Raw genomic sequence first — 24,547 nt, forward strand, 5'->3', positions numbered from 1 at the left:
ACCTCCGGGACGCGAAAGGGGCTCTCCGTGACGGTTCTGAATCGCATGGAAACGCTCGCGGACGACATGGCTGCCCGCATCACGGACACCCCCGCCGGGTACGCCGGTCTGGACGCGGACGAACGGTGGGCGGCCGAGGTCCGGCGGCTGGCGGAGCTGCGCGGCGCCACCCTGCTCGCGCACAACTACCAGCTGCCCGCGATCCAGGACGTCGCCGACCACGTGGGCGACTCGCTGGCGCTGTCGCGGATCGCCGCCGACGCGCCCGAGGACACCATCGTGTTCTGCGGGGTGCACTTCATGGCCGAGACCGCCAAGATCCTCAGCCCCGACAAGACCGTGCTCATCCCGGACCAGCGGGCGGGCTGCTCGCTGGCCGACTCGATCACCCCCGAGGACCTGCGCGCCTGGAAGGACGAGCACCCCGGCGCCGTGGTCGTCTCGTACGTGAACACCTCGGCGGCCGTCAAGGCGCTCACCGACATCTGCTGCACGTCGTCCAACGCCGTCGACGTGGTCGAGTCCATCGACCCCGACCGCGACGTGCTGTTCTGCCCCGACCAGTTCCTCGGCGCCCACGTGCGAAGGGTGACGGGGCGCGACAACCTGCACGTGTGGGCCGGCGAATGCCACGTGCACGCCGGCATCAACGGCGACGAGCTCTCCGAGCAGGCGCAAGAGAATCCCGATGCCGAACTGTTCGTTCATCCCGAATGCGGTTGTGCCACTTCGGCTTTATACCTGGCGGGGGAGGGCGCATTCCCGGCCGAGCGGGTGCACATCCTGTCCACCGGCGGCATGCTCGACGCCGCGCACCGGACCCGGGCCCGCAAGGTACTGGTCGCCACCGAGGTCGGCATGCTCTACCAGTTGCGCCGGGCCGCACCGCAAGTCGACTTCCGCGCGGTCAACGACCGCGCCTCCTGCAAGTTCATGAAGATGATCACTCCGGCCGCGCTGTTGCGCTGCCTGGTCGAAGGCGCCGACGAGGTCCATGTAGACCCGGACATCGCGGCGGCCGGCCGGCGCAGCGTGCAGCGGATGATCGAGATCGGTCAGCCGGGCGGCGGCGAATGATGGCCCGCACCAGCTGGACCCACAGCGCCGACGTCGTCGTCGTCGGCACGGGCGTCGCCGGCCTGGCAGCCGCGCTGGCCGCCCATCGGGCCGGGCGCAGCGTCGTGGTGCTCTCCAAGGCGGACCGGGCGCGGGGCGTGACCGCCACGCACTACGCGCAGGGCGGCATCGCGGTGGTCCTGCCCGACAATGACGACTCGGTGGACGCCCACGTAGCCGACACCGTCGTCGCCGGCGCGGGCCTGTGTGACCCTGAGGCGGTCTACTCGATCGTCGCCGACGGTTACCGCGCGGTGTCCGAATTGGTCGGCGACGGAGCGCGATTCGACGAGGCCGTCCCCGGTCGCTGGGACGTCACCCGCGAGGGTGGCCATTCACGGCGGCGCATCGTGCACGCCGGCGGCGACGCCACCGGCGCCGAGGTTCAGCGCGCCCTCGACCACGCCGCCGCCGCCCTGGACGTCCGCACCAGCCACGTCGCCCTGCGGGTCCTGCACGACGGCGCGGCCGTCACCGGGGTGTGGGTCGGCACCCCGGAGGGCTACGGGATCGTCAGCGCGCCGTCGGTGATCCTGGCCTCCGGCGGGCTCGGCCACCTCTACGGCGCGACCACCAACCCCGACGGCTCGACCGGCGACGGCATCGCGCTGGCGCTGTGGGCCGGGGTGGCGGTCAGCGACCTCGAGTTCATCCAGTTCCACCCGACCATGCTCTTTACCGGCGACACCGGCGGCCGGCGCCCCCTGGTGACCGAGGCCATCCGCGGCGAGGGTGCGAAACTGATTGACAGCCAAGGCGATTCGGTCACCGCCGGCGTGCACCCGATGGGCGACCTGGCGCCACGCGACGTCGTCGCGGGCGCCATCGACGCGCGCCTGAAGGAGACCGGCGACCCGTGCGTATTCCTCGACGCGCGCCACATCGCCGGCTTCGAGGCGCGCTTTCCCACCGTCACCGCCGCGTGCCGCGCCGCCGGCATCGACCCGGTGCGCCAGCCGATTCCGGTCGTTCCGGGCGCGCACTACAGCTGCGGCGGCGTCGTCACCGACGTGTCCGGCCAGACCGAGCTGCCCGGCCTATTCGCCGCGGGCGAGGTGGCCCGCACCGGGATGCACGGCGCCAACCGCCTGGCGTCCAACAGCCTGCTCGAGGGCCTGGTGGTCGGCGGCCGTGCCGGCAAGGCGGCCGCCGCGCACGCCGTCGCGGCCGGGCGCGCCCGCGCGCTGGCTTTCGAGGCGCCCGAGCCCATCGCCCACACCGCGCACGAGCGCGGCCGGCTGCAGCGCTCGATGAGCCGCGGCGCATCCGTGGTGCGCGACGCCGCCGGGCTGAATCGGTTGTCGCACCAGCTTTCCCAGGCTCCGGCCCGTGCCGTGGGCGGCCGCCGCGACTTCGAGGACGTCGCGCTGACGCTGGCCGCCCGGGCGGTGACGGCGGCCGCGCTGGCGCGCACCGAGAGCCGGGGCTGCCACCACCGCGCGGAGTACCCCGAGGCCACGCCGGAGCAGGCCCGCAGCAGCGTGCTGCGGCTGGCCGACGACCGTGTGCAGGTGGAGGCGCTGGCGGCGGTGGGTTGACGATGCTGACCGACGGCGAACTCGGCGCCGCTCGAGAAACCATCCGGCGCGCCCTGGACGAGGATCTGCGCTACGGGCCCGACGTCACCACGCTGGCCACCGTCCCCGCAGCCGCGTCGGCCACGGCGTCGATGGTCCCCCGTGAGCCCGGCGTCGTCGCCGGCGTGGACGTCGCGCTGCTGGTCTTCGACGAGGTGCTCGGCGCCGGCGGCTACCGCGTGCTCGACCGCGTCGCGGACGGTGCGCGGTTGCGGCCGGGCGAGCCGCTGCTGACGGTGTTGGCCGACACCCGTGGCCTGTTGACCGCCGAGCGGACCGCGCTGAACCTCGTGTGCCACCTGTCGGGGATCGCCACCACGACCGCGGCCTGGGTCGAGGCGGTGCGCGGCACCAGGGCCAAGGTCCGTGACACCCGCAAGACCCTGCCGGGCCTGCGGGTGCTGCAGAAGTACGCCGTGCGCGTCGGCGGCGGCGTCAACCACCGCCTGGGCCTGGGCGACGCCGCGCTGATCAAGGACAACCACGTCGCGGCCGCGGGATCGGTGGTCGAGGCGCTGCGGGCGGTGCGCGAGGCCGCCCCCGACCTGCCCTGCGAGGTCGAGGTGGACTCGCTCGAACAGCTCGACGAGGTGCTGGCCGAAAAGCCCGAGCTGGTCCTGCTGGACAACTTCCCGGTGTGGCAGACGCAGACGGCCGTGCAGCGCCGCGACGCCCGGGCGCCGGCCGTGCTGCTCGAGTCGTCGGGTGGCCTCAGCCTGGACAACGCCGCGACCTACGCCGCCACCGGCGTGGATTACCTGGCCGTGGGCGCGCTGACCCACTCCGTGCGCGCGCTCGACATCGGCCTGGACATGTAGCTCACCTTCGACGGGGCGGCGGCCCGGCGCCCAGTTCGCGGCGCAGCGCCGCCGGCGTGTGACCCAGGTGTTCGCGGGCCACGCGGCTGAAGTGCGCCTGATCGGCGAACCCGAGTTCGGCGGCGACGCCGGCCAGGGTCGATTCGCCGCGCTGCAGCCGATCGAGCGCACGGCCGACCCGGACCCTGTTGCGGTAGCGGGTCAGCGTGACGCCCAGCTCCCTGGGAAAGGCTCGGCTCAATCGGTACGGTGACGCGCCCAGGAGTTCGGCCAGCGGGAACAAACCGCGCGCCGCCGGATGGTCGTCGTGGATTGCCGCGCGCGCCCGCCGCACCAGCCGCGCGTCCGCGGGAGCCGGCCGATCGTTCAGCGGCGCGTGCCGGTCCGTTACGCTCCGCAGCGCCCCGACGGCGAGCGCCACGAGATCCTCGGCGAGCTGATAGTCGACGTCGGTCGCGGCTCTGGTGACCAACAGCCGCCGGTGCGCGAGCTCCAGCCGAGCGTCGACATAGAAGGTCGGGCGCCGCAGGCGGCCCGGGTCGCCGACGAGTCGCCACCACGCCGCCGCGCTCAGGCGCACCGAGGTACCCGCGTCACCGCCGTGGGGATGCGCGAACTGGTCTCGCTCCCCGGGCGCGCCGACGTAGCCGACCGTCCGATCGAGATCGACCGGCCCGTGCGAGGCCCGCCGCCGAAATCGGCCGGACCTCACCAATACCAGCCGCGCGTCGATCGGGCGCTCGACCGCCGACCAGCCCGCGGCGTCGGGGCGGCACGTCCACGCCTGCAGGCTGAAGTGGGGCCGGGCGACCAGGGTCACCATCGACAGCACGGCGCCAGGCTAGCGCTCGGGTACGACGGCCGCCCGCAAGAATGTTCAAGACCGCGCGGCGCCGGGGCGCGACGCTGGCTTCATGGCATCAATACGCAGCGAGTTCCACATCGATGTCGACGCCGACCGGGTTTGGCGGGTGGTCGGGGACTGGGCGGGTGGCCCGGTCGGCATGGCCCGCGGTTACGTGGCGTCGGCGCGGGCCGATGGCGACGTTCGCGTGGTGAGGTTCGCGAACGGCAATGTGGCCCGTGAACGCCTGGTCGCCCGCGACGAATCCGCGCGCCGGATCGTCTACTCCCTGATCGGCAACACGGCGCGACCCGAACACGACAACACCGCCATGCAGATCGTGCCCGACGGCGCGCGACGGTGCCGCTTCATCTGGACCCGCGATGTCCTGCCGGACGAGTTGGCCGGCCCGTTGCACGCCGCAATGGAGGACGCCGCCCCGGCCATCAAGGCCAGCCTGGAACGCGAACTAGCGGCTCAATAGCGAGCGCGCCGCGGGCTTGGCGGCGTCGAGGGCTTCGGTGTCGCCGCCGATCCGCGACAGGATCAGCGCCCCCTCGATCAGCGAGATCACAGCGATAGCAACCCTTTTCGCGTCCGTGGCGGGCCAGCCGTCGGAGCGCAGCCGCTCCTCGATCGCCGCGCACCAGCCCGTGAACGCGCGCGCGGACGCCTCGCGCACCAGCGGGCTGGCGTTCACCGACTCGGTGGCGATCGGCTCGATGGGGCAGCCGTCGCGCTGGTCGCCGGCCAGCCCCGCCGCGAGCAGGTCGACCCACCGATCGACGATGTCGGCCACCGGCCGGCCCGTCGCCAGGAACCGGCGCAGCAGCGACTCGATGCCGGCGCCCTCGGTGTCCACCACCGCGGCGGCCAGCTGCTGCTTGCCCCGCGGGAAGTGGTGGTACAGCGAACCGGGCTTGACGCCGGCGGCGTCCAGGATCTGGTTGAGGCCGGTCGCGGCGTAGCCCTGGCGCCGGAACAGGGTGGCGGCGTGGTCGATCAGGGCGGTGCGGCTGCGGTCGGGTCTGGGCACGGCCTAAAAATACTTGACTTTTGTTGAATGATCACTCAAGAATACCCCGATGAGGCAGTTGACGTACGAAGAGACCGGGCGATACGCGTGGCGTGAGGTGCCCGACCCGCGGATCACCGCGCCCGGGCAGGCGCTGGTCCGGCCGCTGCTGGTGGCGTGTTGCGACCTCGACGTCGCCGTCGCCCGCGGGCGGCTGCCGTTGCCCCCGGGCTACGCGGTGGGCCACGAGGGAGTGGCCGAGGTCGTCGCGGTCGGCGCCGACGTGCGCGGCGTTCGGGTCGGCGACCGCGTCGTGGTCCCGTTCCAGATCAGCTGCGGAAGCTGCCGCGAGTGCCGTCGCGGGGCGACGGGCTCGTGCGGCGCGGGACCCCTGATGGCGATGTACGGCATGGCGCCGATCGCGGGGCTGGACGGCGGCGGGTTCATGTCCGATCTGGTGCTGGTGCCCTACGCCGACGCGATGCTGATCCCGTGTCCCGAGGGGGCCGACCCGGTGGCGATCGCGTCGCTGTCGGACAACATTCCCGACGGCTGGCGCACGGTCGGGCCGTTCGGCGGCGAGCTGGACCGGCTCGAGCCCACCGATCGGCGCGTGCTCGTGGTGGGGCGGCTGTCGATCGGGCTGTATTCGGCCGCCTTCGCCGCGGCGCTGGGGGCCCGCGTCGACTACCTCGACACCGACCCGCAGCGGCTCGCCGCCGCCGAGAAGCTCGGTGCGGTGGCCCACGACCTCGCCAAGCCCGACAAGTCGTGGGACCCCTACCCGGTCACGGTGCACACCACCGGCGATGCGGCGGTGCTCTCCGCCACGCTGCGCGCGACCTGGCCGGACGGGGTGTGCACCGACACCGGGATCTACCCCGAATACAAGGTCGAGATGCCGTTGCTGCCGATGTACACCCGCGGCGTGCAGTTCGTCACCGGGCGGGTCAGCGCGCGAACGGTCATCCCGCGGGTGCTCCAGTTGCTCGCCGACGGCCTCGACCTGTCGCCGGCCGTCGACCGCGTCGTCGCGTGGGACGACGCGCCCGCGGCCTGGCCCGCGATGACCGGCAAGACGGTCTTCGCCCGCGCCTAGCTCGCCGCCTGCCGCCGCGGGCCCGCCGCCGCGGCCCGAGTGTGAATCGGCGGCGTTGCGGGTGAAGCGTGGGCGGGAAATCGCCAAAATCCGCGTCCCGCGCTCACGGTCGAAGCCCTGAGCGCACACTCGATGCGCGCCCCTGCGAGCGCTCAGGCGACGTCGCCGACGAAAACCCCGATCCGGCGCAGCTGCACGCGCGCCATGAACGGCAGTCGCTGGACGTCGGGGCCGTCGGAGCCGGCCGGCAAAATCCGCGGGTTGGTGATGTGCACCACGCGGTTGCGGCCGTACTGCACGTCGGCCTCGCCGGCGGCCAACACGTTCTTCACCCAGTTCGTCTTGCCGTGGCCCAGCGCGATCGCCAGGACATTGCCCTTGCGGTACGGCGTGATGATGGTTTCGTACTGCTTACCCGACGTGCGCCCACGATGCTTGATGGTCGCGGTTCCCGGCAGGAACCGGGCGATCGGCTTGAGCGCGGGGTTGAAGTACTTGATCTGAAACCGCTCGAACCAGGGCGGGAACACCATCGGGACGCCCGGGGCGTTGTTGGGGTGATCCTTTGCGGACATAACGGCACTGTACCGGTCGGATATTGACTTGAGCTGCTCTGGGACAATGGGGAACGTGAACCCCACGCGACCGTCGCCGATCGCCCGCATTGACCTGCGCGGCGTGGAGCTGACGGCTGCCCGGCTGCGGTCGGCGCTGCCGCGCGGCGGCGCCGACGTGGACAGCGCGCTGCCCCGGGTGCGGCCGATCGTCGAGGCCGTCGCCGAGCGCGGGGCCGAGGCGGCGCTGGAGTTCGGGGCGTCGTTCGACGGCGTGCGGCCCTCGGCCGTGCGGGTGCCCGCCGCCGAGCTCGAGAAGGCGCTGGCCGGGCTGGACGCCGGCGTGGTCGAGGCGCTGCAGGTCATGATCGAGCGCACCCGCGCCGTGCACGCCGACCAGCGGCGCGCCGACGTCACCACGACGCTGGGCGCCGGGGCGACGGTCACCGAGCGATGGGTCCCCGTCGAGCGGGTGGGCCTGTACGTGCCCGGCGGCAACGCCGTGTACCCGTCGAGCGTGGTGATGAACGTGGTGCCCGCGCAGGCCGCCGGCGTCGGCTCGCTGGTGGTGGCCAGCCCGCCCCAGGCGGCCAACGAGGGTTCGTTCAAAGGTCTCCCGCACCCGACGATCCTGGCCGCGGCCCGGCTGCTGGGGGTCGACGAGGTGTGGGCCGTCGGCGGGGCCCAGGCGGTGGCGCTGCTGGCCTACGGCGGCACCGACACCGACGGAGCCGAGTTGAGTCCCGTCGACATGATCACCGGGCCCGGCAACATCTACGTCACCGCCGCCAAGCGGCTGTGCCGCTCCCGGGTGGGCATCGACGCCGAGGCCGGGCCGACGGAGATCGCCATCCTGGCCGACCACACCGCCGACCCCGCGCACGTCGCCGCCGACCTGATCAGCCAGGCCGAGCACGACGAGATGGCCGGCAGCGTGCTGGTCACCCCGAACGAGAAGCTGGCCGCCGCCACCGAACGCGAACTGGCCGCCCAGCTGCAAACCACGGTGCACCGGGAACGGGTGGCCGCGGCGCTGGGTGGGCGCCAATCGGCGATCATCCTCGTCGACGATCTGGACGCCGGGGTCACGGTGGTCAACGCCTACGCCGCCGAACACCTGGAGATCCAGACCGTCGACGCTTCGCGGGTCGCCGACCGAATCCGTTCCGCCGGGGCGATTTTCGTCGGCCCCTACGCACCGGTCAGCCTCGGCGACTACTGCGCCGGGTCCAACCACGTGCTGCCGACCGGCGGCTCCGCCCGCCACTCCAGCGGCCTGTCGGTCCAGACGTTCCTGCGCGGCATCCACGTCGTCGACTACACCGAGGCGGCCCTCAAAGACGTGTCCGGGCACGTGATCACGCTGGCCGAGGCCGAAGACCTGCCGTCGCACGGCGAGGCGGTGCGGCGGAGGTTCGAGCGATGAACTCCAAAAAGCCCACCCGCCGGCCGACATTGGATGACCTGCCGCTGCGCGACGACCTGCGCGGCAAGTCGCCCTACGGCGCACCGCAATTGGCGGTTCCCGTGCGGCTCAACACCAACGAGAACCCGCACCCGCCCACCAGGGCGCTGGTGGACGACGTGGTGCGCTCGGTGGCCGACGCCGCCGCGGACCTGCACCGCTACCCCGACCGCGACGCGGTGGCGTTGCGCCGCGACCTGGCCGGCTATCTCACCGCGCAGACCGGGACCCGGCTCGCTGTGGAAAACCTCTGGGCCGCCAACGGCTCCAACGAGATCCTGCAGCAGCTGCTGCAGGCGTTCGGGGGGCCGGGCCGCACCGCGATCGGGTTCGTCCCGTCCTACTCGATGCACCCGATCATCGCCGACGGCACCCGCACCGAATGGCTCGAAGCCGCCCGCGGCGACGACTTCGCCCTGGACGTCGACGCCGCGGCGGCCGCGGTCGTCGAACGCCGGCCCGACGTCGTCTTCGTCGCCAGCCCCAACAACCCGTCGGGGCAAAGCGTCTCGCTGCCGGACCTGCGCCGGCTGCTCGACGTGGTGCCGGGCATCCTGATCGTCGACGAGGCTTACGGCGAGTTCTCCTCGCAGCCCAGCGCGGTGGCGCTGGTCGAGGAGTATCCGACCAGGCTCGTCGTCACGCGCACCATGAGCAAGGCATTCGCGTTCGCCGGCGGGCGCCTCGGGTACCTGATCGCCACGCCCGCGATGATCGACGCGATGCTGCTGGTGCGGCTGCCGTATCACCTGTCGTCGGTCACCCAGGCCGCGGCCCGGGCCGCGCTGCGGCACGCCGACGACACCCTGAGCAGCGTGGCGACACTGATCAAGGAACGGGAGCGCGTCTCGAAGGCGCTCAGCGGCATGGGTTTTCGGGTCATCCCCAGCGACGCCAACTTCGTGCTGTTCGGGCGGTTCGCCGACGCTCCGGCGGCCTGGCGGCGCTACCTCGACGCGGGCGTCCTGATCCGCGACGTCGGGATTCCCGGCTACCTGCGCGTCACCACCGGGCTGGCCGCCGAGAACGACGCCTTCCTGCGGGCCAGCGCCCCGATCGCCGCTACCGACCTGGCCCCCAGGTCGGTAACAGCGGGTCGCGACGATGTATTACGCGACCATGTATTAGGAGCACCATGACAGCCACCACGACCCGTCGCGCGCGTATCGAACGGCGCACCAAGGAGTCCGACATCGTCGTCGAGCTCGACCTCGACGGCACCGGGCAGGTCCACGTCGACACCGGGGTGCCGTTCTACGACCACATGCTGACGGCGCTGGGCAGCCACGCCAGCTTCGACCTGACCGTGCGCACCCAGGGCGACGTCGAAATCGAGGGCCACCACGCCATCGAGGACACCGCGATCGCGCTCGGCCAGGCGCTCGGCGAGGCCCTGGGCGACAAGAAGGGCATCCGCCGGTTCGGGGACGCCTTCATCCCGATGGACGAGGCGCTGGCCCACGCCGTGGTCGACGTGTCCGGCCGGGCGTACTGTGTGCACACGGGCGAGCCGGATCACCTGCGGCACATCACCATTGCGGGCAGCTCGGTGCCGTACCACACCGTCGTGAACCGCCACGTGTTCGAAACGCTGGCCGCCAACGCCCGCATCGCCCTGCACGTGCGGGTGCTCTACGGGCGCGACCCGCACCACATCACCGAGGCGGAATACAAGGCGGTGGCCCGCGCGCTGCGTCAGGCGGTCGAGCCGGACCCCCGGGTGGTGGGTGTGCCGTCCACCAAAGGTGTTCTGTGACAAGACGATCGGTTGTGGTCCTGGACTACGGCTCGGGCAACCTGCGGTCGGCGCAACGCGCCCTGCAGCGGGCCGGGGCGTCCGTCGAGGTGACCGCCGACGCGGGCGCCGCCGCGGCGGCCGACGGGCTGGTGGTGCCGGGGGTCGGCGCGTTCGACGCGTGCATGACGGGCCTGCGCAAGATCGCGGGGGAGCGGATCATCGCCGAGCGGGTGGCCGGCGGGCGGCCGGTGCTGGGGGTGTGCGTCGGCATGCAGATCCTGTTCGCCCGCGGCGTCGAATTCGGTGTGGAGACAGCGGGTTGCGGGCAGTGGCCGGGGGCCGTCACCCGGCTGGATGCGCCGGTGGTCCCGCACATGGGCTGGAACGTGGTGAATCCCGGGCCGGGCAGCGCGCTGTTCAAGGGGCTGGACGGCCTCGATCCCCCGGCGCGGTTCTACTTCGTGCACTCCTACGCCGCCCAGCGGTGGGAAGGCTCCCCGGATGCGGTGCTGACGTGGGCGATGCACCGGGTCCCGTTTTTGGCCGCGGTCGAGGAGGGGCCGCTGGCCGCCACCCAATTTCACCCGGAGAAGAGCGGCGATGCCGGCGCGGCCGTGTTGAGCAATTGGGTCGAGGGACTGTGACGGGGATTTGAGAATGCCGTTGATTCTGTTACCCGCGGTCGACGTGGTCGACGGCCGCGCCGTGCGCCTGGTGCAGGGCAAGGTGGGCAGCGAAACCGAGTACGGCTCGGCGCTGGACGCCGCCGTGGCCTGGCAGCGCGACGGCGCCGAGTGGATCCACCTGGTCGACCTGGACGCCGCGTTCGGCCGCGGCTCCAACCGCGAGCTCCTCGCCGAGGTGGTGGGCAAGCTCGACGTGGCGGTGGAGCTGTCCGGCGGGATCCGCGACGACGACTCCCTGGCGGCCGCGCTGGCCACCGGCTGCGCCCGGGTCAACCTGGGCACGGCGGCCCTGGAAAACCCGCAATGGTGCGCGCGCGCGATCGCCGAGCATGGCGACAAGGTCGCCGTGGGACTGGACGTCCAGGTCGTCGGCGGCGAACACCGGTTGCGCGGCCGCGGCTGGGAAACCGACGGCGGCGACCTGTGGGACGTACTGGAACGCCTTGACGGCCAAGGCTGTTCGCGGTTCGTGGTCACCGACGTCACCAAGGACGGCACGTTGGGCGGCCCCAATCTCGACCTGCTGGCCGCCGTGGCCGACCGCACCGACGCCCCGGTGATCGCGTCGGGCGGCGTGTCCAGCCTGGACGACCTGCGCGCCATCGCGACGCTGACCGACCGCGGCGTCGAGGGCGCCATCGTCGGCAAGGCCCTCTACGCCGGGCGGTTCACCCTGCCCGAGGCCCTGGCCGCGGTGAGGGCCTAGGCGCATGGACCTGAACGCGCTGACGTCCCCGTTGGTCGACAAGGCTTCGAAGATCCTCGACGCCGCCGTGCCGCGCTTCGTGGAGGGTCACCGCGCCGACTCGGCGGTCGCCAAGAAGGGCAACGACTTCGCCACCGAAATCGACCTCGCCATCGAGCGGCAGGTCGTCACCGCGCTGCAGGCCACCACCGGGATCGGTGTGCACGGCGAGGAGTTCGGCGGCACCGACGTCGACTCGCCGTGGGTGTGGGTGCTCGACCCGATCGACGGCACCTTCAACTACGCCGCGGGTTCGCCGATGGCCGCGATCCTGCTGGCGCTGCTGCACGACGGCGACCCGGTGGCGGGCCTGACCTGGATGCCGTTCGTCGGCGAGCGCTACGTCGCCGCGGCCGGCGGCCCGCTGGTCAAAAACGGGGTGCCGCAACCCGCGCTGGAAAGCACGGACCTGGCCGACAGCCTGGTGGCGGTCGGATCGTTCAGCGCCGATTCGCGCGGCCGCTTCCCGGGCCGCTACCGCATAGCGGTGCTGGAGAAGCTCAGCCGGGTGTCGTCGCGGCTGCGGATGCACGGGTCCACCGGCATCGACCTGGTCTACGTCGCCGACGGAATACTCAGCGCCGCAATAACGTTCGGCGGTCACGTCTGGGACCATGCCGCCGGCGTCGCCCAAGTCAGGTCCGCAGGCGGCATCGTCACCGACCTGGCCGGCAGGCCGTGGACCCCGGAGTCCGACTCGGTGCTGGCCGCGGCGCCCGGCGCGCACGACGAGGTCCTCGAGATCCTGCGCGCCGTGGGCCAACCGGAGGACTACTGATATGCCCGCCATGCCCACCATGCCCGCCATGCCCGCCGACACCTGCCTCGCCGTGCGCGTGATTCCCTGCCTGGACGTCGACGCCGGGCGCGTGGTCAAGGGCGTGAACTTCGAAAACCTGCGCGACGCCGGCGATCCCGTGGAATTGGCGGCGGCCTACGACGCCGAGGGCGCCGACGAGCTGACCTTCCTCGACGTGACCGCGTCGTCGTCGGGCAGGGCGACGATGCTGGAGGTGGTGCGCCGCACCGCCGAGCAAGTGTTCATCCCGCTCACGGTCGGCGGCGGGGTGCGCACCGTCGCCGACGTCGACACGCTGCTGCGCGCGGGCGCCGACAAGGTTTCGGTGAACACCGCCGCGATCGCCCGGCCGGACCTACTGGCGGAAATGGCAACACAATTCGGGTCCCAGTGCATCGTGCTGTCCGTCGACGCCCGCAGGGTGCCGACCGGGCCCGACGGGCCCAAGCCCACCCCGTCGGGCTGGGAGGTGACCACCCACGGCGGCCGGCGCGGCACCGGCATCGACGCCATCGAGTGGGCGGCCCGCGGCGCCGAGCTCGGGGTCGGCGAAATCCTGCTCAACTCGATGGACGCCGACGGCACCAAGGCGGGTTTCGACCTGCCCATGCTGCGGGCGGTCCGCGCGGCGGTCACGGTGCCGGTGATCGCCAGCGGCGGCGCCGGGGCCCCCGAACACTTCCCGCCCGCGGTCGCCGCGGGCGCCGATGCGGTGCTGGCGGCCAGCGTCTTTCACTTCCGCGAGCTCACCATCGGGCAGGTGAAGGCGGCCATGGCCGAAGCCGGGATCGCGGTAAGGACAGCGCGATGACCCTGCGCCCCGACATCGCCGCCCGCCTCAAGCGCAACGCCGACGGGCTGATCACCGCCGTCGTGCAGGAGCGCGGCAGCGGCGACGTCCTGATGGTCGCCTGGATGGACGACGAGGCACTGGCCCGCACGCTGGAAACCCGTGAGGCGACGTACTATTCGCGATCCCGCGCCCAGCAGTGGATCAAGGGTGCGACGTCCGGCCACACCCAGCGCGTCCACTCCGTGCGGCTGGACTGCGACGGCGACACCGTGCTGCTGACCGTCGACCAGGTCGGCGGCGCCTGCCACACCGGTGACCACAGCTGCTTCGACGCCGACGTGCTGCTGGAGCCCTAGCTAGCTGGGGCTAGCTGGAAGCAACGTCCAGCCCGTTGGCGGCGGCGATGGCCGCCCGCGCCCATTCGTGGCGGTAAACGGCCGGGCCGATGCGGTCACGACGAATCAGCTCGAGATCGATGGCCTTGCCCTGGAGGACGGCGTTGGGCACCCGGAAGGAGAACGACGCCGCGTCGGTGGCGACCGCCAAAATGGCGTCGGTGTCGGTGAAGTTGTTGGCGCGCATGGTGTCCTCGGCCCAGCGGAGCGGCTTGAGGCCGCCGAAGTCCCTGACGTACACCACCCACAGCCGGGTGCCGCGCCCGGTGTAGAGCTTGTTGAGCGCCCGGGTCACCGCCTGGTGCTCCAGCGGGCCCAGCACACCCGACTGGTCGGTGATCTGTGCGGTGAGCTGGATCGCCGACGCCGCCGGGGGCGGGGCGACGGTGGCGGGCTGCGCCGGGGCGGCGGGCTGCGCCGGGGTGCTGGCGTTGGGTTGCTTTTGACCGCCGCCGCCGAGCACGCGCACGCCGATGTAGGCGCCCACCGCGACCACGGCGACGGCGGCGAGCGCCGCGATCACCATCGCCGGTCGCCGCCCACCGCCGGTCTTGGCGGGCGCGACCGGCGGGGCGCCCGGCGACGCCTTTCGGGGCTTGGCGATCACTTCCGTCGGCGCCGGTATGACCTCCGTGGGGCCGGGGCTCACCTCGGCCGGGACCGTGTCGAGGTGGCTGCTCAGGGCCGCCGCGAAATCGGCGCACGTCGGGTAGCGATCGTCCGGTTTCTTGGCGAGGGCCTTCGCGAGGGGGCCGTCGAGGTTGGCCAGGTCGGGCCGGCGCTCGCTGAGCCGCGGCGGCGGCGCGGACAGGTGCTGGGTGATGACGACCGCCGGGTTGGAGTGGCGAAACGGCGCGGACCCGGCCAGCAGATCGAACGCCGTGCAGCCGAGCGCGTATTGGTCGGCCCGCCCGTCCAGGTCGGCGCCCTGCAGTTGCTCGGGCGCGCAGTAGGCGGTGGTGCCGACCAGCATGTTGGTCGCGGTCAAGCCGCTGATGTCACCGAGCTCGCGGGCGATGCCGAAGTCGGCGAGCAGGATCCGCCGCCGGGGGTTGGGCTCGGTCAGCAGGATGTTGGCGGGCTTGACGTCGCGATGCAGCAGCCCGCGTGAATGGGCGTAGTCCAGGGCGTCGGCGACGGCCGAAACGATCTCCACCACATCGGCTTTCGGCATCCCGGACGGATATTTGGTGCGCAGCAGTTGCGCGGCGTCGGTGCCCTCGACGTAGTCCATCGAGATCCACAGTTGCCCGTCGTATTCGCCGCGGTCGTGGATGCCGACGATGTGCTCGTTGTAGAGGCTGGCGGCCAAATCGGCCTCGCGGTTGAACCGTTGCCGGAACTCGTCGTTCGCCGTCAGCTCGGCGGGCAGGATCTTGAGGGCGTCGCGGCGCGGCAGCCGCGGGTGCTGCGCGAGGTACACCTGGCCCATGCCACCGGTCCCCAGGCGCCGGATGATCGTGTAGCCGGCGAACACCTGTCCCTGTTTCAGGCCACCGCTTTCGGGCATGTGAGCATGCTACTGAGACCGCGGGCACTGATCACTCGCAAACGGGCATCTTCGGTGAGAATGGCGGACAATGTTGAAACGCGTGTCCTGGACGGTGCTGCTACCCGTGGTTGCCCTCGCCGCGCTGGCGGTGAGCTGGGGCGATGAGCCCGGGCCGGTGCTTGCCGCGGTCGAGGCGATACTGCTCACCGGTTCCGTGCTGGCCGCCGTGCACCACGCCGAGGTGGTCGCGGCGCGCGTCGGCGAGCCGTTCGGGTCGCTGCTCCTCGCGGCCGCGGTGACGGTCATCGAGGTGGCCCTCATCGTCACGCTGATGCTGTCCGGCGGCCACGAGGCCGCGACGCTGGCCAGGGACACCGTGTTCGCCGCCGCGATGATCACCACCAACGGGATCGCCGGCTTATCGCTGCTGCTCGGCTCCCGGCGGTACGGCGAGACGCTGTTCAACGCCGAGGGCTGCGGGGCGGCGCTGGCCACGGTCACGACGCTGGCCACGCTCTCCCTGGTGCTGCCCGCCTTCACCAACAGCCACCACGACAACGAATTCACTCCCGGCCAGCTCGCCTTCGCGGCGGTGGCCTCGCTCCTGGTGTACCTGTTGTTCGTTTTCACCCAGACCGTTCGGCACCGTCACTTCTTCCTGCCGATCGCCCAGAAGGGCCAGAAAGCCCTGCCCGAGGAGGATGAAAGCCCCGCCGAGCCGCCGACCACCCGGTCGGCGCTGATCAGCCTCGCGCTGTTGTTCGCCGCGCTGGTCGCGGTGGTGGGTCTGGCCAAAACGGAATCGCCCGTGATCGAACGTGCGGTGGCGGCGGTCGGATTCCCGCAGACGTTCGTCGGTGTGATCATCGCCCTGCTGGTGCTGTTGCCGGAGACGCTCGCTGCGGCGCGCGCCGCGCGGCGCGGCCGCATCCAGGTCAGCCTGAACCTGGCCTACGGCTCGGCGATGGCCAGCATCGGGCTCACCATCCCGGTTCTCGCGTTGGCCTCGGTCTGGCTCAAAGGACCTTTGATACTCGGCCTCGGCCCAACCCAGTTGGTGTTGCTCGCGCTGACGGTCGTGATCACCACGCTGACCGTGGTGCCCGGCCGGGCCACCCGGCTGCAGGGCGAGCTCCACCTGGTGCTGCTGGCCGCGTACATCTTCCTGGCGATCAACCCCTAAGGCCGACCCTCAAGGCCCGCCGGCCTACGCGGACGAACGCGCGCGCAGCGTCGCCAACGCCTTGTCGGCGTGGGTGTCCATGTTGAACTCGCTGGAGATCACGTCGATCACAGTGCGATCGGTGTCGATCACGAACGTGGTGCGCTTGACCGGCATCAGCTTGCCGAGCAGGCCGCGCTTGACGCCGAACTGCGCGGCGACGGTCCCCTCGGTGTCCGAGAGCAGCGGGTAGTCGAACTTGCGCAGGTCGGCGAACTTGGCCTGCTTTTCCACCGGGTCGGCGCTGATGCCGACGCGGTTGGCCCCCACATCGGCGAATTCGGACGCCAGGTCCCGGAAGTGGCAGGCCTCCTTGGTGCAGCCGGGCGTCATCGCCGCCGGATAGAAGAACAGCACGACGGGCCCGTCGGCGAGCAGGACGCTGAGCTTGCGGGGCGTTCCCGTCTGGTCGGGCAGTTCGAAGTCGGCCACCGTGTCACCAGTTTTCATGGTCGTCACGCTACGCCCGCGGGCCGCCCAATCCCGTCTGGGAGGATGGTTCGGTGCCCGACCACCTCGCCGCCACCACCTCTCGGGAGGAGTTCCGCCACCTGGCGGCGGAACACCGCGTGGTTCCGGTGACCCGCAAGGTCCTGGCCGACAGCGAGACCCCCCTGTCGGCCTACCGCAAGCTCGCCGCGAACCGCCCCGGCACCTTCCTGCTGGAGTCCGCCGAGAACGGCCGGTCCTGGTCGCGGTGGTCGTTCATCGGCGCGGGCGCGCCGTCGGCGCTGACCGTGCGCGACGGCGAAGCGGTGTGGCTGGGCGCCGTGCCGCAGGACGCGCCCACCGGCGGCGACCCGCTCGACGCCCTGCGCGCCACCCTCGAGCTGCTGGCCACCGGCCCGCTGCACGGGCTGCCCCCGCTGTCGGGCGGCATGGTGGGCTTCTTCGCCTACGACCTGGTGCGGCGCCTGGAGCGATTGCCGGAACTGGCCGTCGACGATCTCGAGCTCCCGGACATGGTGCTGCTGCTGGCCACCGACCTCGCGGCCGTCGACCACCACGAGGGGACCATCACGCTGATCGCCAACGCGGTGAACTGGAACGGCACCGATGAGCGGGTCGACGAGGCCTACGACGACGCGGTCGCCCGGCTGGACGTGATGACCGCGGCGCTGGGCCAGCCGCTGCCGTCGACGGTCGCGACGTTCGGCCGGCCCGAGCCGCGGTTTCGCGCGCAGCGCACCGTGGAGGAATACGGCAAGATCGTCGACTACCTCGTCGAGCAGATCGCGGCCGGCGAAGCCTTCCAGGTGGTGCCCTCGCAGCGCTTCGAGATGGACACCGACGTCGAGCCCATCGACGTCTACCGGATGCTGCGCGCGACCAACCCCAGCCCCTACATGTACCTGCTGCACGTGCCGAATGGCGCTGGGGCGACGGACTTTTCGATCGTCGGATCCAGCCCGGAGGCGCTGGTCACCGTCGCCGACGGCTGGGCGACGACGCATCCCATCGCCGGGACCCGCTGGCGCGGGCAGACCGACGAAGAGGACCAGCTGCTGGAGAAGGAGCTGCTCGCCGACGACAAGGAACGCGCCGAGCACCTGATGCTGGTCGACCTGGGCCGCAACGACCTGGGCCGGGTCTGCACGCCGGGGACCGTCCGCGTCGACGATTACAGCCACATCGAACGCTATAGCCACGTGATGCACCTGGTGTCGACGGTGACCGGGATGCTCGCCGAGGGCCGGACCGCGCTGGACGCGGTGACGGCCTGTTTCCCGGCCGGCACGCTGTCGGGAGCGCCCAAGGTGCGGGCCATGGAGCTGATCGAGGAGGTGGAGAAGACGCGCCGCGGGCTCTACGGCGGGGTGGTCGGCTACCTCGACTTCGCCGGCAACGCCGACTTCGCGATCGCCATCCGCACCGGGCTGATGCGCGGCGGCACCGCCTATGTCCAGGCCGGCGGCGGAGTGGTGGCCGACTCCAACGGCCCCTACGAGTACACCGAGGCCTCCAACAAGGCGCGCGCGGTGCTCAACGCGATCGCCGCCGCCGAGACGCTGACGGCTCCGTCCCCGGGCCACGATGGCTGATTCCCCCCCGGGCCGCCGCACGATCGTCGTCGCCCAACTGCTGCTGGTGGTCGCGGCCGGTTCGCTGTGGGTGGCGTCGCGGCTGCCATGGGTGGCGATCCGCTCGTTCGACGGGCTGGGCCAGCCGAAACAGGCGACCCTGTCGGGCGCCACGTGGTCGACCGCGCTGCTGCCGCTGGCGCTGCTCATGCTGGCCACCGCGGTCGCGGCGCTGGCCGTGCGCGGCTGGCCCCTGCGGGTGCTGGCGGCGCTGCTGGCGGCGGCCAGCCTTGCGGTCGGCTACCTGGGGGTCAGCCTGTGGGTGGTTCCCGACGTGGCGGTGCGGGGCGCCGAGTTGGTGCACGTCCCGGTGATGTTCGTGGTGGGAAGCGAGCGGCACCACTGGGGGGCCGGGATCGCGGTGGCCGCCGCGGCGTGCACGCTGGCCGCGGCCGTGCTGTTGATGCGCTCGGCCCGCCATGACGCGGCCAAATACGCGACGAAATATGCGACGAAATACGCGAGGAAATATGCGACGAAATCTGCGACGAAATCTGCGGGGCCCGCGACCCGTCGCGCGAATGCGCTCCGCGAAAGCGCCGACGGGGCGATGCTAGAGGGGCAGAAGCAGCCGGAGAACACGGACATGTCGGAGCGGATGATCTGGGATGCGCTTGACGAGGGACGCGACCCGACCGATCGGGCCCCCGGGTCGGACACCGAGGGTCGGTGAACGGCCGTGCGGTGACGGTCGCTACCCTTCATGGACGTCATCGAAATCGGCTATGTAGTCGTGGCGGGTAATCGTGGCGGCAGCGGGATGGCAGAGGGATGGCAGTGGGAAGGAAACGACACGCATGAGTCCGGCATCCGTGCTTGACTCCATCCTCGAGGGAGTCCGGGCGGACGTTGCCGCGCGCGAAGCCGTTGTCAGCATGACCGAGATCAAGGCGGCCGCCGCCGCCGCGCCACCACCCCTGGACGTCATGGCTGCCTTGCGCGAGCCGGGCATCGGCGTCATCGCCGAGGTCAAGCGGGCCAGCCCGTCGGCGGGTTCGCTAGCGCCGATTAGCGATCCGGCGAAGTTGGCCCGGGCCTACGAGGAAGGCGGCGCGCGGATCATCAGCGTGCTGACCGAGCAGCGACGGTTTCGCGGCTCGCTCGACGACCTCGATGCGGTGCGGGCGGCGGTCTCAATCCCGATCTTGCGCAAAGACTTTGTGGTGCAGCCCTATCAGATTCACGAGGCGCGCGCGCACGGCGCCGACATGCTGTTGCTGATCGTCGCCGCGCTGGAGCAGTCGGCCTTGGTGTCGATGCTGGACCGCACGGAGTCGCTCGGCATGACGGCCCTCGTCGAAGTGCACACCGAGGAAGAGGCCGACCGGGCGCTGAAGGCCGGTGCCAACGTGATCGGCGTGAACGCCCGCGATCTCACCACCCTGACCGTGGACCGCGATTGCTTCGCGCGCATCGCGCCGGGGCTGCCCAGCAAGGTGATCCGGGTCGCCGAGTCCGGTGTGCGCGGCACCGGGGACCTGCTGGCGTACGCCGGCGCCGGCGCCGACGCCGTCCTGGTTGGCGAAGGTCTGGTCAAAAGCGGCGACCCGCGCGCGGCGGTCGCCGATCTGGTCACCGCGGGCACCCACCCGTCCTGCCCGAAACCGTCTCGCTAGCCCGCCGATGAGCCGTTCCTGCGTCGAGCATTGGTGATGGTAGGTCTGTCCCGCCCGGAGCTTCCGTTTTCGAGTGCGGCCATCGCCGAACCCACCCGCCACGACCCCGACGCCGGTGGGCATTTCGGCGTTTACGGCGGCCGCTACGTCGCCGAGGCGCTGATGGCGGTGATCGAGGAAGTCACCGCCGCCTACGAAAAGGAACGCGTCAACCCGGACTTCCTGGACACCCTCGACGAGCTGCAGGCGAACTACGCGGGCCGGCCGTCGCCGCTGTACGAGGCCACCCGGCTGTCCGAGCACGCCGGCTTGGCGCGCATCTTCCTCAAACGAGAAGACTTGAACCACACCGGTTCTCACAAGATCAACAACGTCCTCGGTCAGGCCTTGCTGGCCAAGAGAATGGGCAAGCACCGGGTGATCGCCGAGACCGGAGCCGGCCAGCACGGCGTGGCCACGGCCACCGCGTGCGCGCTGCTCGGGCTGGAGTGCGTGGTCTACATGGGCGCCGTCGACACCGCGCGCCAGGCGCTCAACGTGGCCCGGATGCGGCTGTTGGGCGCCGAGGTCGTCTCCGTCGAGACCGGGTCGCAAACGCTCAAGGACGCCATCAACGAGGCGTTCCGCGACTGGGTCACCAACGCCGACACCACGTACTACTGCTTCGGTACCGCGGCCGGGCCCCATCCGTTTCCGGTCATGGTGCGCGACTTTCAGCGTGTCATCGGCCTGGAGACGCGCGCCCAGATCCAGGCGCAGGCGGGCAGGTTGCCCGACGCGGTCACGGCGTGCGTCGGCGGCGGTTCCAACGCGATCGGGATCTTCCACGCGTTCATCGACGATCCCGGCGTGCGGCTGATCGGGTTCGAGGCGGCCGGCGACGGAGTCGAGACCGGCAGGCACGCCGCGACGTTCACCGGCGGCTCGCCCGGGGCCTTCCAGGGATCGTTCTCCTACCTGCTGCAGGACGAGGACGGCCAGACCATCGAATCCCATTCGATCTCGGCCGGTTTGGACTATCCGGGGGTGGGCCCTGAACACGCCTGGCTGCGGGAGACCGGCCGCGCCGAATACCGGCCCGTCACCGACGCCGAGGCCATGGAGGCGTTCGGCCTGCTGTGCCGGACGGAGGGCATCATCCCGGCCATCGAATCCGCGCACGCGGTGGCCGGGGCCCTCAAGCTGGGCAGCGAATTGGGAAGGGGCGCCGTCATAGTGGTGAACCTCTCCGGGCGCGGTGACAAGGACGTCGAGACGGCCGCGAAGTGGTTCGGGCTGTTGGGGCCGCAATGACGGTGCAACAGAGCGAGGCGAGTCGGCTGGGGCCGACGTTTGATTCCTGCCGCACGGACAACCGCGCGGCGCTGATCGGCTACCTGCCCACCGGATACCCCGACGTGCGCACCTCCGTGCAGGCGATGATCGCACTCGTCGAATCCGGTTGCGACATCATCGAAGTCGGCGTGCCGTATTCGGATCCGGGCATGGACGGACCGACGATTGCCCGGGCGACCGAGGCCGCGCTGCGCGGGGGAGTCCGGGTCCGCGACACGCTGGCCGCGGTGGAGGCGATCAGCGGGGCCGGTGGTCGCGCGGTGGTGATGACATACTGGAATCCGGTGCTGCACTACGGTGTTGACGCGTTCGCCCGCGACCTTGCCGCCGCCGGCGGGCACGGCCTGATCACTCCCGACCTCATCCCCGACGAAGCCGGCCAGTGGCTGGAGGCATCCGAGGACCATCGGTTGGATCGCATCTTTTTGGTGGCGCCGTCGTCGACGCCGCAGCGGCTGGTGACCACGGTCGAGGCGTCGCGCGGCTTCGTCTACGCGGCCTCGACGATGGGTGTCACGGGCGCGCGCGACGCGGTGTCGCAGGCCGCGCCCGAGCTGGTGGGCAGGGTGAAGGCGGTGTCCGACATCCCCGTCGGCGTGGGCTTGGGGGTGCGCTCGCGAGGACAGGCCGCGGAGATCGGCGGCTACGCCGACGGCGTCATCGTCGGCTCCGCGCTGGTTTCGGCGCTGGGCGACGGCGGCCTGCCCGCCTTGCGCGCCCTCACCGACGAACTTGCCGCGGGTGTACGCCAGCGGACGACAGCCTCATGACCACATTTCTCGCGTATTTCCCGAGCCCACCGCAGGGCGTGTGGCACCTGGGGCCGTTGCCCGTTCGCGCCTACGCGCTGTTCATCATCATCGGCATCGTCGCGTCGCTGGTGATCGGCGACCGGCGGTGGGCGGCGCGCGGCGGTCAGCGCGGCGTCATCTACGACATCGCGCTGTGGGCCGTGCCGTTCGGATTGATCGGCGGTCGGCTCTATCACCTGGCCACCGACTGGCGGACCTATTGGGGCCCGGGCGGTGCCGGGACCGTTGCGGCGCTGCGGATCTGGGATGGCGGCCTGGGCATCTGGGGCGCGATCGCTCTCGGCGGCGTGGGCGCGTGGCTCGGCTGCCGGCGTCGTGGGATTCCCCTGCCGGCCTTCGGCGACGCGCTGGCGCCGGGCATCATCCTGGCGCAGGCCATCGGCCGGTTGGGCAACTATTTCAACCAGGAGCTCTACGGCCGGGAGACCACGCTGCCGTGGGGTTTGCAGATCTTCTACCGGCGCGACCCGTCCGGTTACGTCGACCCACACTCGCTCGACGGTGTCTCCACGGGGCAGGTCGCGCTCGTCGTGCAGCCGACGTTCCTCTACGAATTGATCTGGAACCTCCTGGTTTTCGTTGTCTTGATCTATGTGGACCGCCGGTTCAAGCTCGGTCACGGGCGGTTGTTCGCGCTCTATGTCGCGGGCTACTGCGTCGGGCGGTTCGGTGTCGAGCTGCTGCGCAACGACACCGCCACACTCATCGCGGGGATCCGGATCAACGTCTTCACGTCGACCTTCGTGTTCATCGGCGCCGTGGTGTACATGATTCTGGCACCGAAGGGCCGCGAGGACCCGGCGACCCTGCGTGGCAATTACGTCGAGGAAGAAGCGCCGGAACGTGAGCCGGTTACCGTCGCCGCGGCCATTGCGGCGGCCACCCCGGTGGGTGCAGCCGACGGCGAAAAGGCCGAAGACGAAGAGCCGGAGGCTGAAGACGAAGAGCCGGAGATCGAGGCAGCGGAGGCTGAGGAGGAAGAGCCGGAGACCGAGGCGGCGGAGACCGAACGCGAAGAAAAGGTGGAACCGGAGGCTGAAGCCGAAACGTCTAAGGAAGAGAACGCGGAACCAGAGACCGAGGCCGAAGAGCCCGAGGCCGGAGAACCCGAGGCCGCAGCAGAGGAAGCGGAAGAGGTTGAAAAGTCGGAGGCTGCGGCGGAGGTTGCGGAACCTGAGGTTGCCGTAGAGGAGTCGGCAGAGGAACCCGAAGAGGCTGAGACCGAAGAGTCCGAAGCTGAAGCCGAAGAGCTGGAGGTCGAGGCGGAAGACGAAGAGCCGGAAGTCGCGGACGCTGAGGACGCAGTCGCCGGGGCCGGCGAGACTGAATCGGCGGAGTCGGAAGCCGCGGAAGCCGACGCCGTCGCGACCGAAGCCGCCGGAGCGGAAGCCGTTGAGCCGGAAGCTGAGGAGCTGGAGGCTGAGGCGGAAGCTGAAGAGGCGGAAGTCGCGGAGCCGGTGGCGCCCGAGGGTGATTCGGTGGAGCAGGCGGCCACTGAGGCCGAAGCCGCTGAGCCGGAAGCTGAAGAGGCGGAAGCTGAAGAGGCGGAAGTCGCTGAGCCGGAGGCGCCCGAGGGCGGTTCGGCGGAGCCGGTAGCCACTGAGGCCGAAGCCGTTGAGCCGGAAGCTGAGGAGCTGGAGGCTGAGGAGCTGGAGGCTGAGGCGGAAGCTGAAGAGGCGGAAGTCGCTGAGCCGGAGGCGCCCGAGGGTGATTCGGTGGAGCAGGCGGCCACTGAGGCCGAAGCCGTTGAGCCGGAGGCTGAGGAGCTGGAGGCTGAGGCGGAAGACGAAGAGCTGGACGCCGCGGAGGCGGAAGATGCTGTCGCGGAGGCGCCCGGGGGTGATTCGGCGGAGCCGGCACCCGCGGTGTCCGAAGACATTGAGCCCCAAGCAGATTCAGGACCATCACAGCCGGAAGAGGCCGCGAAAGAGGCCGCTGGCGAGACCTCAGCCGATGATGCGACGATGTCGGCCGCTGCCGGCACAACGCGGCGTCGATTTAGCCTCCGGCTGAGGCGTAGGCGAGACCGCTAGCACCCGAGGCCCGCGGGCTTTCTGTAATCCCTTGTGTCACTTTGGTTTCAGTGGTCACATTTGGGGGTTTGTTGTCGGTGGTGCTTCGTAGTGTCGGGGCATGGCATCCAGTAGTCGTGAGGAGATCGTCGAGGCCTTCGGCGCGCTGGATGCTGACCTGGAGCGTTTGGGTGGGTTGTCGTTTGACGGGTTGACGACCCCGGAGCGGTTGGGCGTGTTGGAACGTCTTGAGCGTGCCGCGCGCCGGCTGCGCGCCCCCCAGCACGGGCTGATCAACCAGCTCGATGCCCAGGCGGGTCAGGCGGAGTTGGG

At 71.1% G+C, this 24,547-nt stretch carries 24 protein-coding genes and 2 pseudogenes; 21 read left to right on the forward strand and 5 right to left on the reverse strand.

The window, feature by feature from the left end; genetic code table 11:
* The first annotated feature begins 27 nt into the window (after positions 1-27).
* Genes nadA through nadC form a run of 3 tightly spaced genes read left to right on the forward strand, consistent with a single transcriptional unit; the run spans position 28 to position 3,511 of the window.
* Positions 28-1,077, forward strand: coding sequence for a quinolinate synthase NadA (gene nadA, locus BST11_RS22040; protein ID WP_083140130.1), 1,050 nt, complete (start codon positions 28-30; stop codon positions 1,075-1,077).
* The gene (locus BST11_RS22045; protein ID WP_083140132.1) at positions 1,074-2,654 is read left to right on the forward strand and encodes an L-aspartate oxidase; all 1,581 of its coding nucleotides are present in this window, start codon (positions 1,074-1,076) and stop codon (positions 2,652-2,654) included. The genes nadA and BST11_RS22045 overlap by 4 nt, the downstream gene beginning before the upstream one ends.
* A gap of 2 nt (positions 2,655-2,656) precedes the next feature.
* Positions 2,657-3,511, forward strand: coding sequence for a carboxylating nicotinate-nucleotide diphosphorylase (nadC, locus tag BST11_RS22050; protein WP_142276492.1), 855 nt, complete (start codon positions 2,657-2,659; stop codon positions 3,509-3,511).
* A 1-nt stretch (position 3,512) separates the two neighbouring features.
* Here the strand turns inward: nadC and BST11_RS22055 are convergent, their stop codons facing one another.
* Positions 3,513-4,334 (reverse strand): helix-turn-helix transcriptional regulator, encoded by an 822-nt coding sequence (locus BST11_RS22055; protein ID WP_083140178.1) that lies wholly within the window; start codon positions 4,332-4,334, stop codon positions 3,513-3,515.
* A 91-nt stretch (positions 4,335-4,425) separates the two neighbouring features.
* On the opposite strand from BST11_RS22055, the gene BST11_RS22060 reads away from it, so the two are divergent.
* Positions 4,426-4,839 (forward strand): SRPBCC family protein, encoded by a 414-nt coding sequence (locus BST11_RS22060; RefSeq protein ID WP_083140136.1) that lies wholly within the window; start codon positions 4,426-4,428, stop codon positions 4,837-4,839.
* On the opposite strand, the gene BST11_RS22065 is transcribed toward BST11_RS22060, so the two are convergent.
* Positions 4,825-5,391, reverse strand: coding sequence for a TetR/AcrR family transcriptional regulator (locus tag BST11_RS22065; protein ID WP_083140138.1), 567 nt, complete (start codon positions 5,389-5,391; stop codon positions 4,825-4,827). The genes BST11_RS22060 and BST11_RS22065 overlap by 15 nt on opposite strands.
* A 49-nt stretch (positions 5,392-5,440) precedes the next feature.
* On the opposite strand from BST11_RS22065, the gene BST11_RS22070 reads away from it, so the two are divergent.
* The gene (locus tag BST11_RS22070; RefSeq protein ID WP_083140140.1) at positions 5,441-6,469 is read left to right on the forward strand and encodes an alcohol dehydrogenase catalytic domain-containing protein; all 1,029 of its coding nucleotides are present in this window, start codon (positions 5,441-5,443) and stop codon (positions 6,467-6,469) included.
* 152 nt (positions 6,470-6,621) lie between these two features.
* Here BST11_RS22070 and BST11_RS22075 read toward each other — a convergent pair whose 3' ends face one another.
* Positions 6,622-7,044 carry a nitroreductase family deazaflavin-dependent oxidoreductase gene (locus BST11_RS22075; protein ID WP_083140142.1) on the reverse strand — a complete coding sequence of 141 codons (423 nt, stop codon included), beginning with the start codon at positions 7,042-7,044 and terminating at the stop codon, positions 6,622-6,624.
* 46 nt (positions 7,045-7,090) lie between these two features.
* On the opposite strand from BST11_RS22075, the gene hisD reads away from it, so the two are divergent.
* From hisD to hisI, 8 genes are read left to right on the forward strand one after another with little or no spacing between them, the layout of a single operon-like run.
* The gene (hisD, locus tag BST11_RS22080) at positions 7,091-8,449 is read left to right on the forward strand and encodes a histidinol dehydrogenase (protein ID WP_083140144.1); all 1,359 of its coding nucleotides are present in this window, start codon (positions 7,091-7,093) and stop codon (positions 8,447-8,449) included.
* Entirely contained in the window at positions 8,446-9,627 is a 1,182-nt protein-coding gene (locus tag BST11_RS22085) for a histidinol-phosphate transaminase (protein WP_083140146.1), read from the forward strand. The genes hisD and BST11_RS22085 overlap by 4 nt, the downstream gene beginning before the upstream one ends.
* Positions 9,612-10,244: an imidazoleglycerol-phosphate dehydratase HisB gene (hisB, locus tag BST11_RS22090; protein ID WP_142276493.1), complete on the forward strand. Its 633-nt coding sequence runs from the start codon at positions 9,612-9,614 to the stop codon at positions 10,242-10,244. Before BST11_RS22085 ends, hisB begins: the two co-directional genes overlap by 16 nt.
* Positions 10,241-10,870: an imidazole glycerol phosphate synthase subunit HisH gene (gene hisH / locus BST11_RS22095; protein ID WP_083140150.1), complete on the forward strand. Its 630-nt coding sequence runs from the start codon at positions 10,241-10,243 to the stop codon at positions 10,868-10,870. The genes hisB and hisH overlap by 4 nt, the downstream gene beginning before the upstream one ends.
* A gap of 13 nt (positions 10,871-10,883) precedes the next feature.
* On the forward strand, positions 10,884-11,618 hold the full coding sequence (gene priA / locus BST11_RS22100; RefSeq protein WP_083140152.1) for a bifunctional 1-(5-phosphoribosyl)-5-((5-phosphoribosylamino)methylideneamino)imidazole-4-carboxamide isomerase/phosphoribosylanthranilate isomerase PriA: 735 nt from the start codon (positions 10,884-10,886) through the stop codon (positions 11,616-11,618).
* A gap of 4 nt (positions 11,619-11,622) precedes the next feature.
* Entirely contained in the window at positions 11,623-12,435 is an 813-nt protein-coding gene (locus tag BST11_RS22105) for an inositol monophosphatase family protein (RefSeq protein WP_083140154.1), read from the forward strand.
* 28 nt (positions 12,436-12,463) lie between these two features.
* Positions 12,464-13,267, forward strand: a complete 804-nt coding sequence (hisF, locus tag BST11_RS22110) for an imidazole glycerol phosphate synthase subunit HisF (RefSeq protein WP_083140180.1) — start codon at positions 12,464-12,466, stop codon at positions 13,265-13,267.
* Positions 13,264-13,605, forward strand: coding sequence for a phosphoribosyl-AMP cyclohydrolase (gene hisI, locus BST11_RS22115; protein ID WP_083140156.1), 342 nt, complete (start codon positions 13,264-13,266; stop codon positions 13,603-13,605). The genes hisF and hisI overlap by 4 nt, the downstream gene beginning before the upstream one ends.
* Positions 13,606-13,615: 10 nt before the next feature.
* Here the strand turns inward: hisI and BST11_RS22120 are convergent, their stop codons facing one another.
* Positions 13,616-15,154 (reverse strand): serine/threonine-protein kinase, encoded by a 1,539-nt coding sequence (locus BST11_RS22120; RefSeq protein ID WP_083140158.1) that lies wholly within the window; start codon positions 15,152-15,154, stop codon positions 13,616-13,618.
* Positions 15,155-15,224: 70 nt separating this feature from the next.
* On the opposite strand from BST11_RS22120, the gene BST11_RS22125 reads away from it, so the two are divergent.
* On the forward strand, positions 15,225-16,319 hold the full coding sequence (locus BST11_RS22125; protein WP_083140160.1) for a calcium:cation antiporter: 1,095 nt from the start codon (positions 15,225-15,227) through the stop codon (positions 16,317-16,319).
* Between the two features lie 24 nt (positions 16,320-16,343).
* On the opposite strand, the gene BST11_RS22130 is transcribed toward BST11_RS22125, so the two are convergent.
* Complete coding sequence (locus BST11_RS22130) at positions 16,344-16,808, reverse strand: peroxiredoxin (RefSeq protein ID WP_083140162.1); 465 nt, start codon at positions 16,806-16,808, stop codon at positions 16,344-16,346.
* A gap of 53 nt (positions 16,809-16,861) precedes the next feature.
* On the opposite strand from BST11_RS22130, the gene BST11_RS22135 reads away from it, so the two are divergent.
* From BST11_RS22135 to BST11_RS22165, 7 genes and pseudogenes are all read left to right on the forward strand, one after another.
* On the forward strand, positions 16,862-18,400 hold the full coding sequence (locus tag BST11_RS22135; protein ID WP_083140164.1) for an anthranilate synthase component I: 1,539 nt from the start codon (positions 16,862-16,864) through the stop codon (positions 18,398-18,400).
* The gene (locus BST11_RS22140; protein ID WP_083140166.1) at positions 18,393-19,112 is read left to right on the forward strand and encodes a TIGR02234 family membrane protein; all 720 of its coding nucleotides are present in this window, start codon (positions 18,393-18,395) and stop codon (positions 19,110-19,112) included. Before BST11_RS22135 ends, BST11_RS22140 begins: the two co-directional genes overlap by 8 nt.
* A 124-nt stretch (positions 19,113-19,236) precedes the next feature.
* On the forward strand, positions 19,237-20,055 hold the full coding sequence (gene trpC, locus BST11_RS22145) for an indole-3-glycerol phosphate synthase TrpC (protein ID WP_083140168.1): 819 nt from the start codon (positions 19,237-19,239) through the stop codon (positions 20,053-20,055).
* 36 nt (positions 20,056-20,091) lie between these two features.
* Positions 20,092-21,348: a tryptophan synthase subunit beta gene (gene trpB / locus BST11_RS22150; protein WP_083140170.1), complete on the forward strand. Its 1,257-nt coding sequence runs from the start codon at positions 20,092-20,094 to the stop codon at positions 21,346-21,348.
* Positions 21,345-22,160, forward strand: a complete 816-nt coding sequence (trpA, locus tag BST11_RS22155) for a tryptophan synthase subunit alpha (RefSeq protein WP_083140172.1) — start codon at positions 21,345-21,347, stop codon at positions 22,158-22,160. Before trpB ends, trpA begins: the two co-directional genes overlap by 4 nt.
* Positions 22,157-23,575: pseudogene (locus BST11_RS22160) on the forward strand (prolipoprotein diacylglyceryl transferase); the annotation flags it as partial. The gene trpA and the pseudogene BST11_RS22160, both read left to right, overlap by 4 nt.
* A gap of 760 nt (positions 23,576-24,335) precedes the next feature.
* Positions 24,336-24,547, forward strand: a pseudogene (locus tag BST11_RS22165) (hypothetical protein); the annotation flags it as partial.

Source organism: Mycobacterium alsense (assembly GCF_002086635.1).
GTDB classification, from domain to species: Bacteria; Actinomycetota; Actinomycetes; order Mycobacteriales; family Mycobacteriaceae; genus Mycobacterium; species Mycobacterium alsense.

Bases quoted from the DNA above. Each gene is read 5' to 3' on its own strand.
- BST11_RS22045 (WP_083140132.1), top strand. From the start codon at position 1,074: ATGATGGCCCGCACCAGCTGGACCCACAGCGCCGACGTCGTCGTCGTC.
- nadC (WP_142276492.1), top strand. From the start codon at position 2,657: ATGCTGACCGACGGCGAACTCGGCGCCGCTCGAGAAACCATCCGGCGC.
- BST11_RS22055 (WP_083140178.1), bottom strand. From the start codon at position 4,334: ATGGTGACCCTGGTCGCCCGGCCCCACTTCAGCCTGCAGGCGTGGACG.
- BST11_RS22060 (WP_083140136.1), top strand. From the start codon at position 4,426: ATGGCATCAATACGCAGCGAGTTCCACATCGATGTCGACGCCGACCGG.
- BST11_RS22070 (WP_083140140.1), top strand. From the start codon at position 5,441: ATGAGGCAGTTGACGTACGAAGAGACCGGGCGATACGCGTGGCGTGAG.
- BST11_RS22075 (WP_083140142.1), bottom strand. From the start codon at position 7,044: ATGTCCGCAAAGGATCACCCCAACAACGCCCCGGGCGTCCCGATGGTG.
- hisD (WP_083140144.1), top strand. From the start codon at position 7,091: ATGGGGAACGTGAACCCCACGCGACCGTCGCCGATCGCCCGCATTGAC.
- BST11_RS22085 (WP_083140146.1), top strand. From the start codon at position 8,446: ATGAACTCCAAAAAGCCCACCCGCCGGCCGACATTGGATGACCTGCCG.
- priA (WP_083140152.1), top strand. From the start codon at position 10,884: ATGCCGTTGATTCTGTTACCCGCGGTCGACGTGGTCGACGGCCGCGCC.
- BST11_RS22105 (WP_083140154.1), top strand. From the start codon at position 11,623: ATGGACCTGAACGCGCTGACGTCCCCGTTGGTCGACAAGGCTTCGAAG.
- hisF (WP_083140180.1), top strand. From the start codon at position 12,464: ATGCCCGCCGACACCTGCCTCGCCGTGCGCGTGATTCCCTGCCTGGAC.
- hisI (WP_083140156.1), top strand. From the start codon at position 13,264: ATGACCCTGCGCCCCGACATCGCCGCCCGCCTCAAGCGCAACGCCGAC.
- BST11_RS22120 (WP_083140158.1), bottom strand. From the start codon at position 15,154: ATGCCCGAAAGCGGTGGCCTGAAACAGGGACAGGTGTTCGCCGGCTAC.
- BST11_RS22125 (WP_083140160.1), top strand. From the start codon at position 15,225: ATGTTGAAACGCGTGTCCTGGACGGTGCTGCTACCCGTGGTTGCCCTC.
- BST11_RS22130 (WP_083140162.1), bottom strand. From the start codon at position 16,808: ATGAAAACTGGTGACACGGTGGCCGACTTCGAACTGCCCGACCAGACG.
- BST11_RS22140 (WP_083140166.1), top strand. From the start codon at position 18,393: ATGGCTGATTCCCCCCCGGGCCGCCGCACGATCGTCGTCGCCCAACTG.
- trpC (WP_083140168.1), top strand. From the start codon at position 19,237: ATGAGTCCGGCATCCGTGCTTGACTCCATCCTCGAGGGAGTCCGGGCG.
- trpB (WP_083140170.1), top strand. From the start codon at position 20,092: ATGGTAGGTCTGTCCCGCCCGGAGCTTCCGTTTTCGAGTGCGGCCATC.
- trpA (WP_083140172.1), top strand. From the start codon at position 21,345: ATGACGGTGCAACAGAGCGAGGCGAGTCGGCTGGGGCCGACGTTTGAT.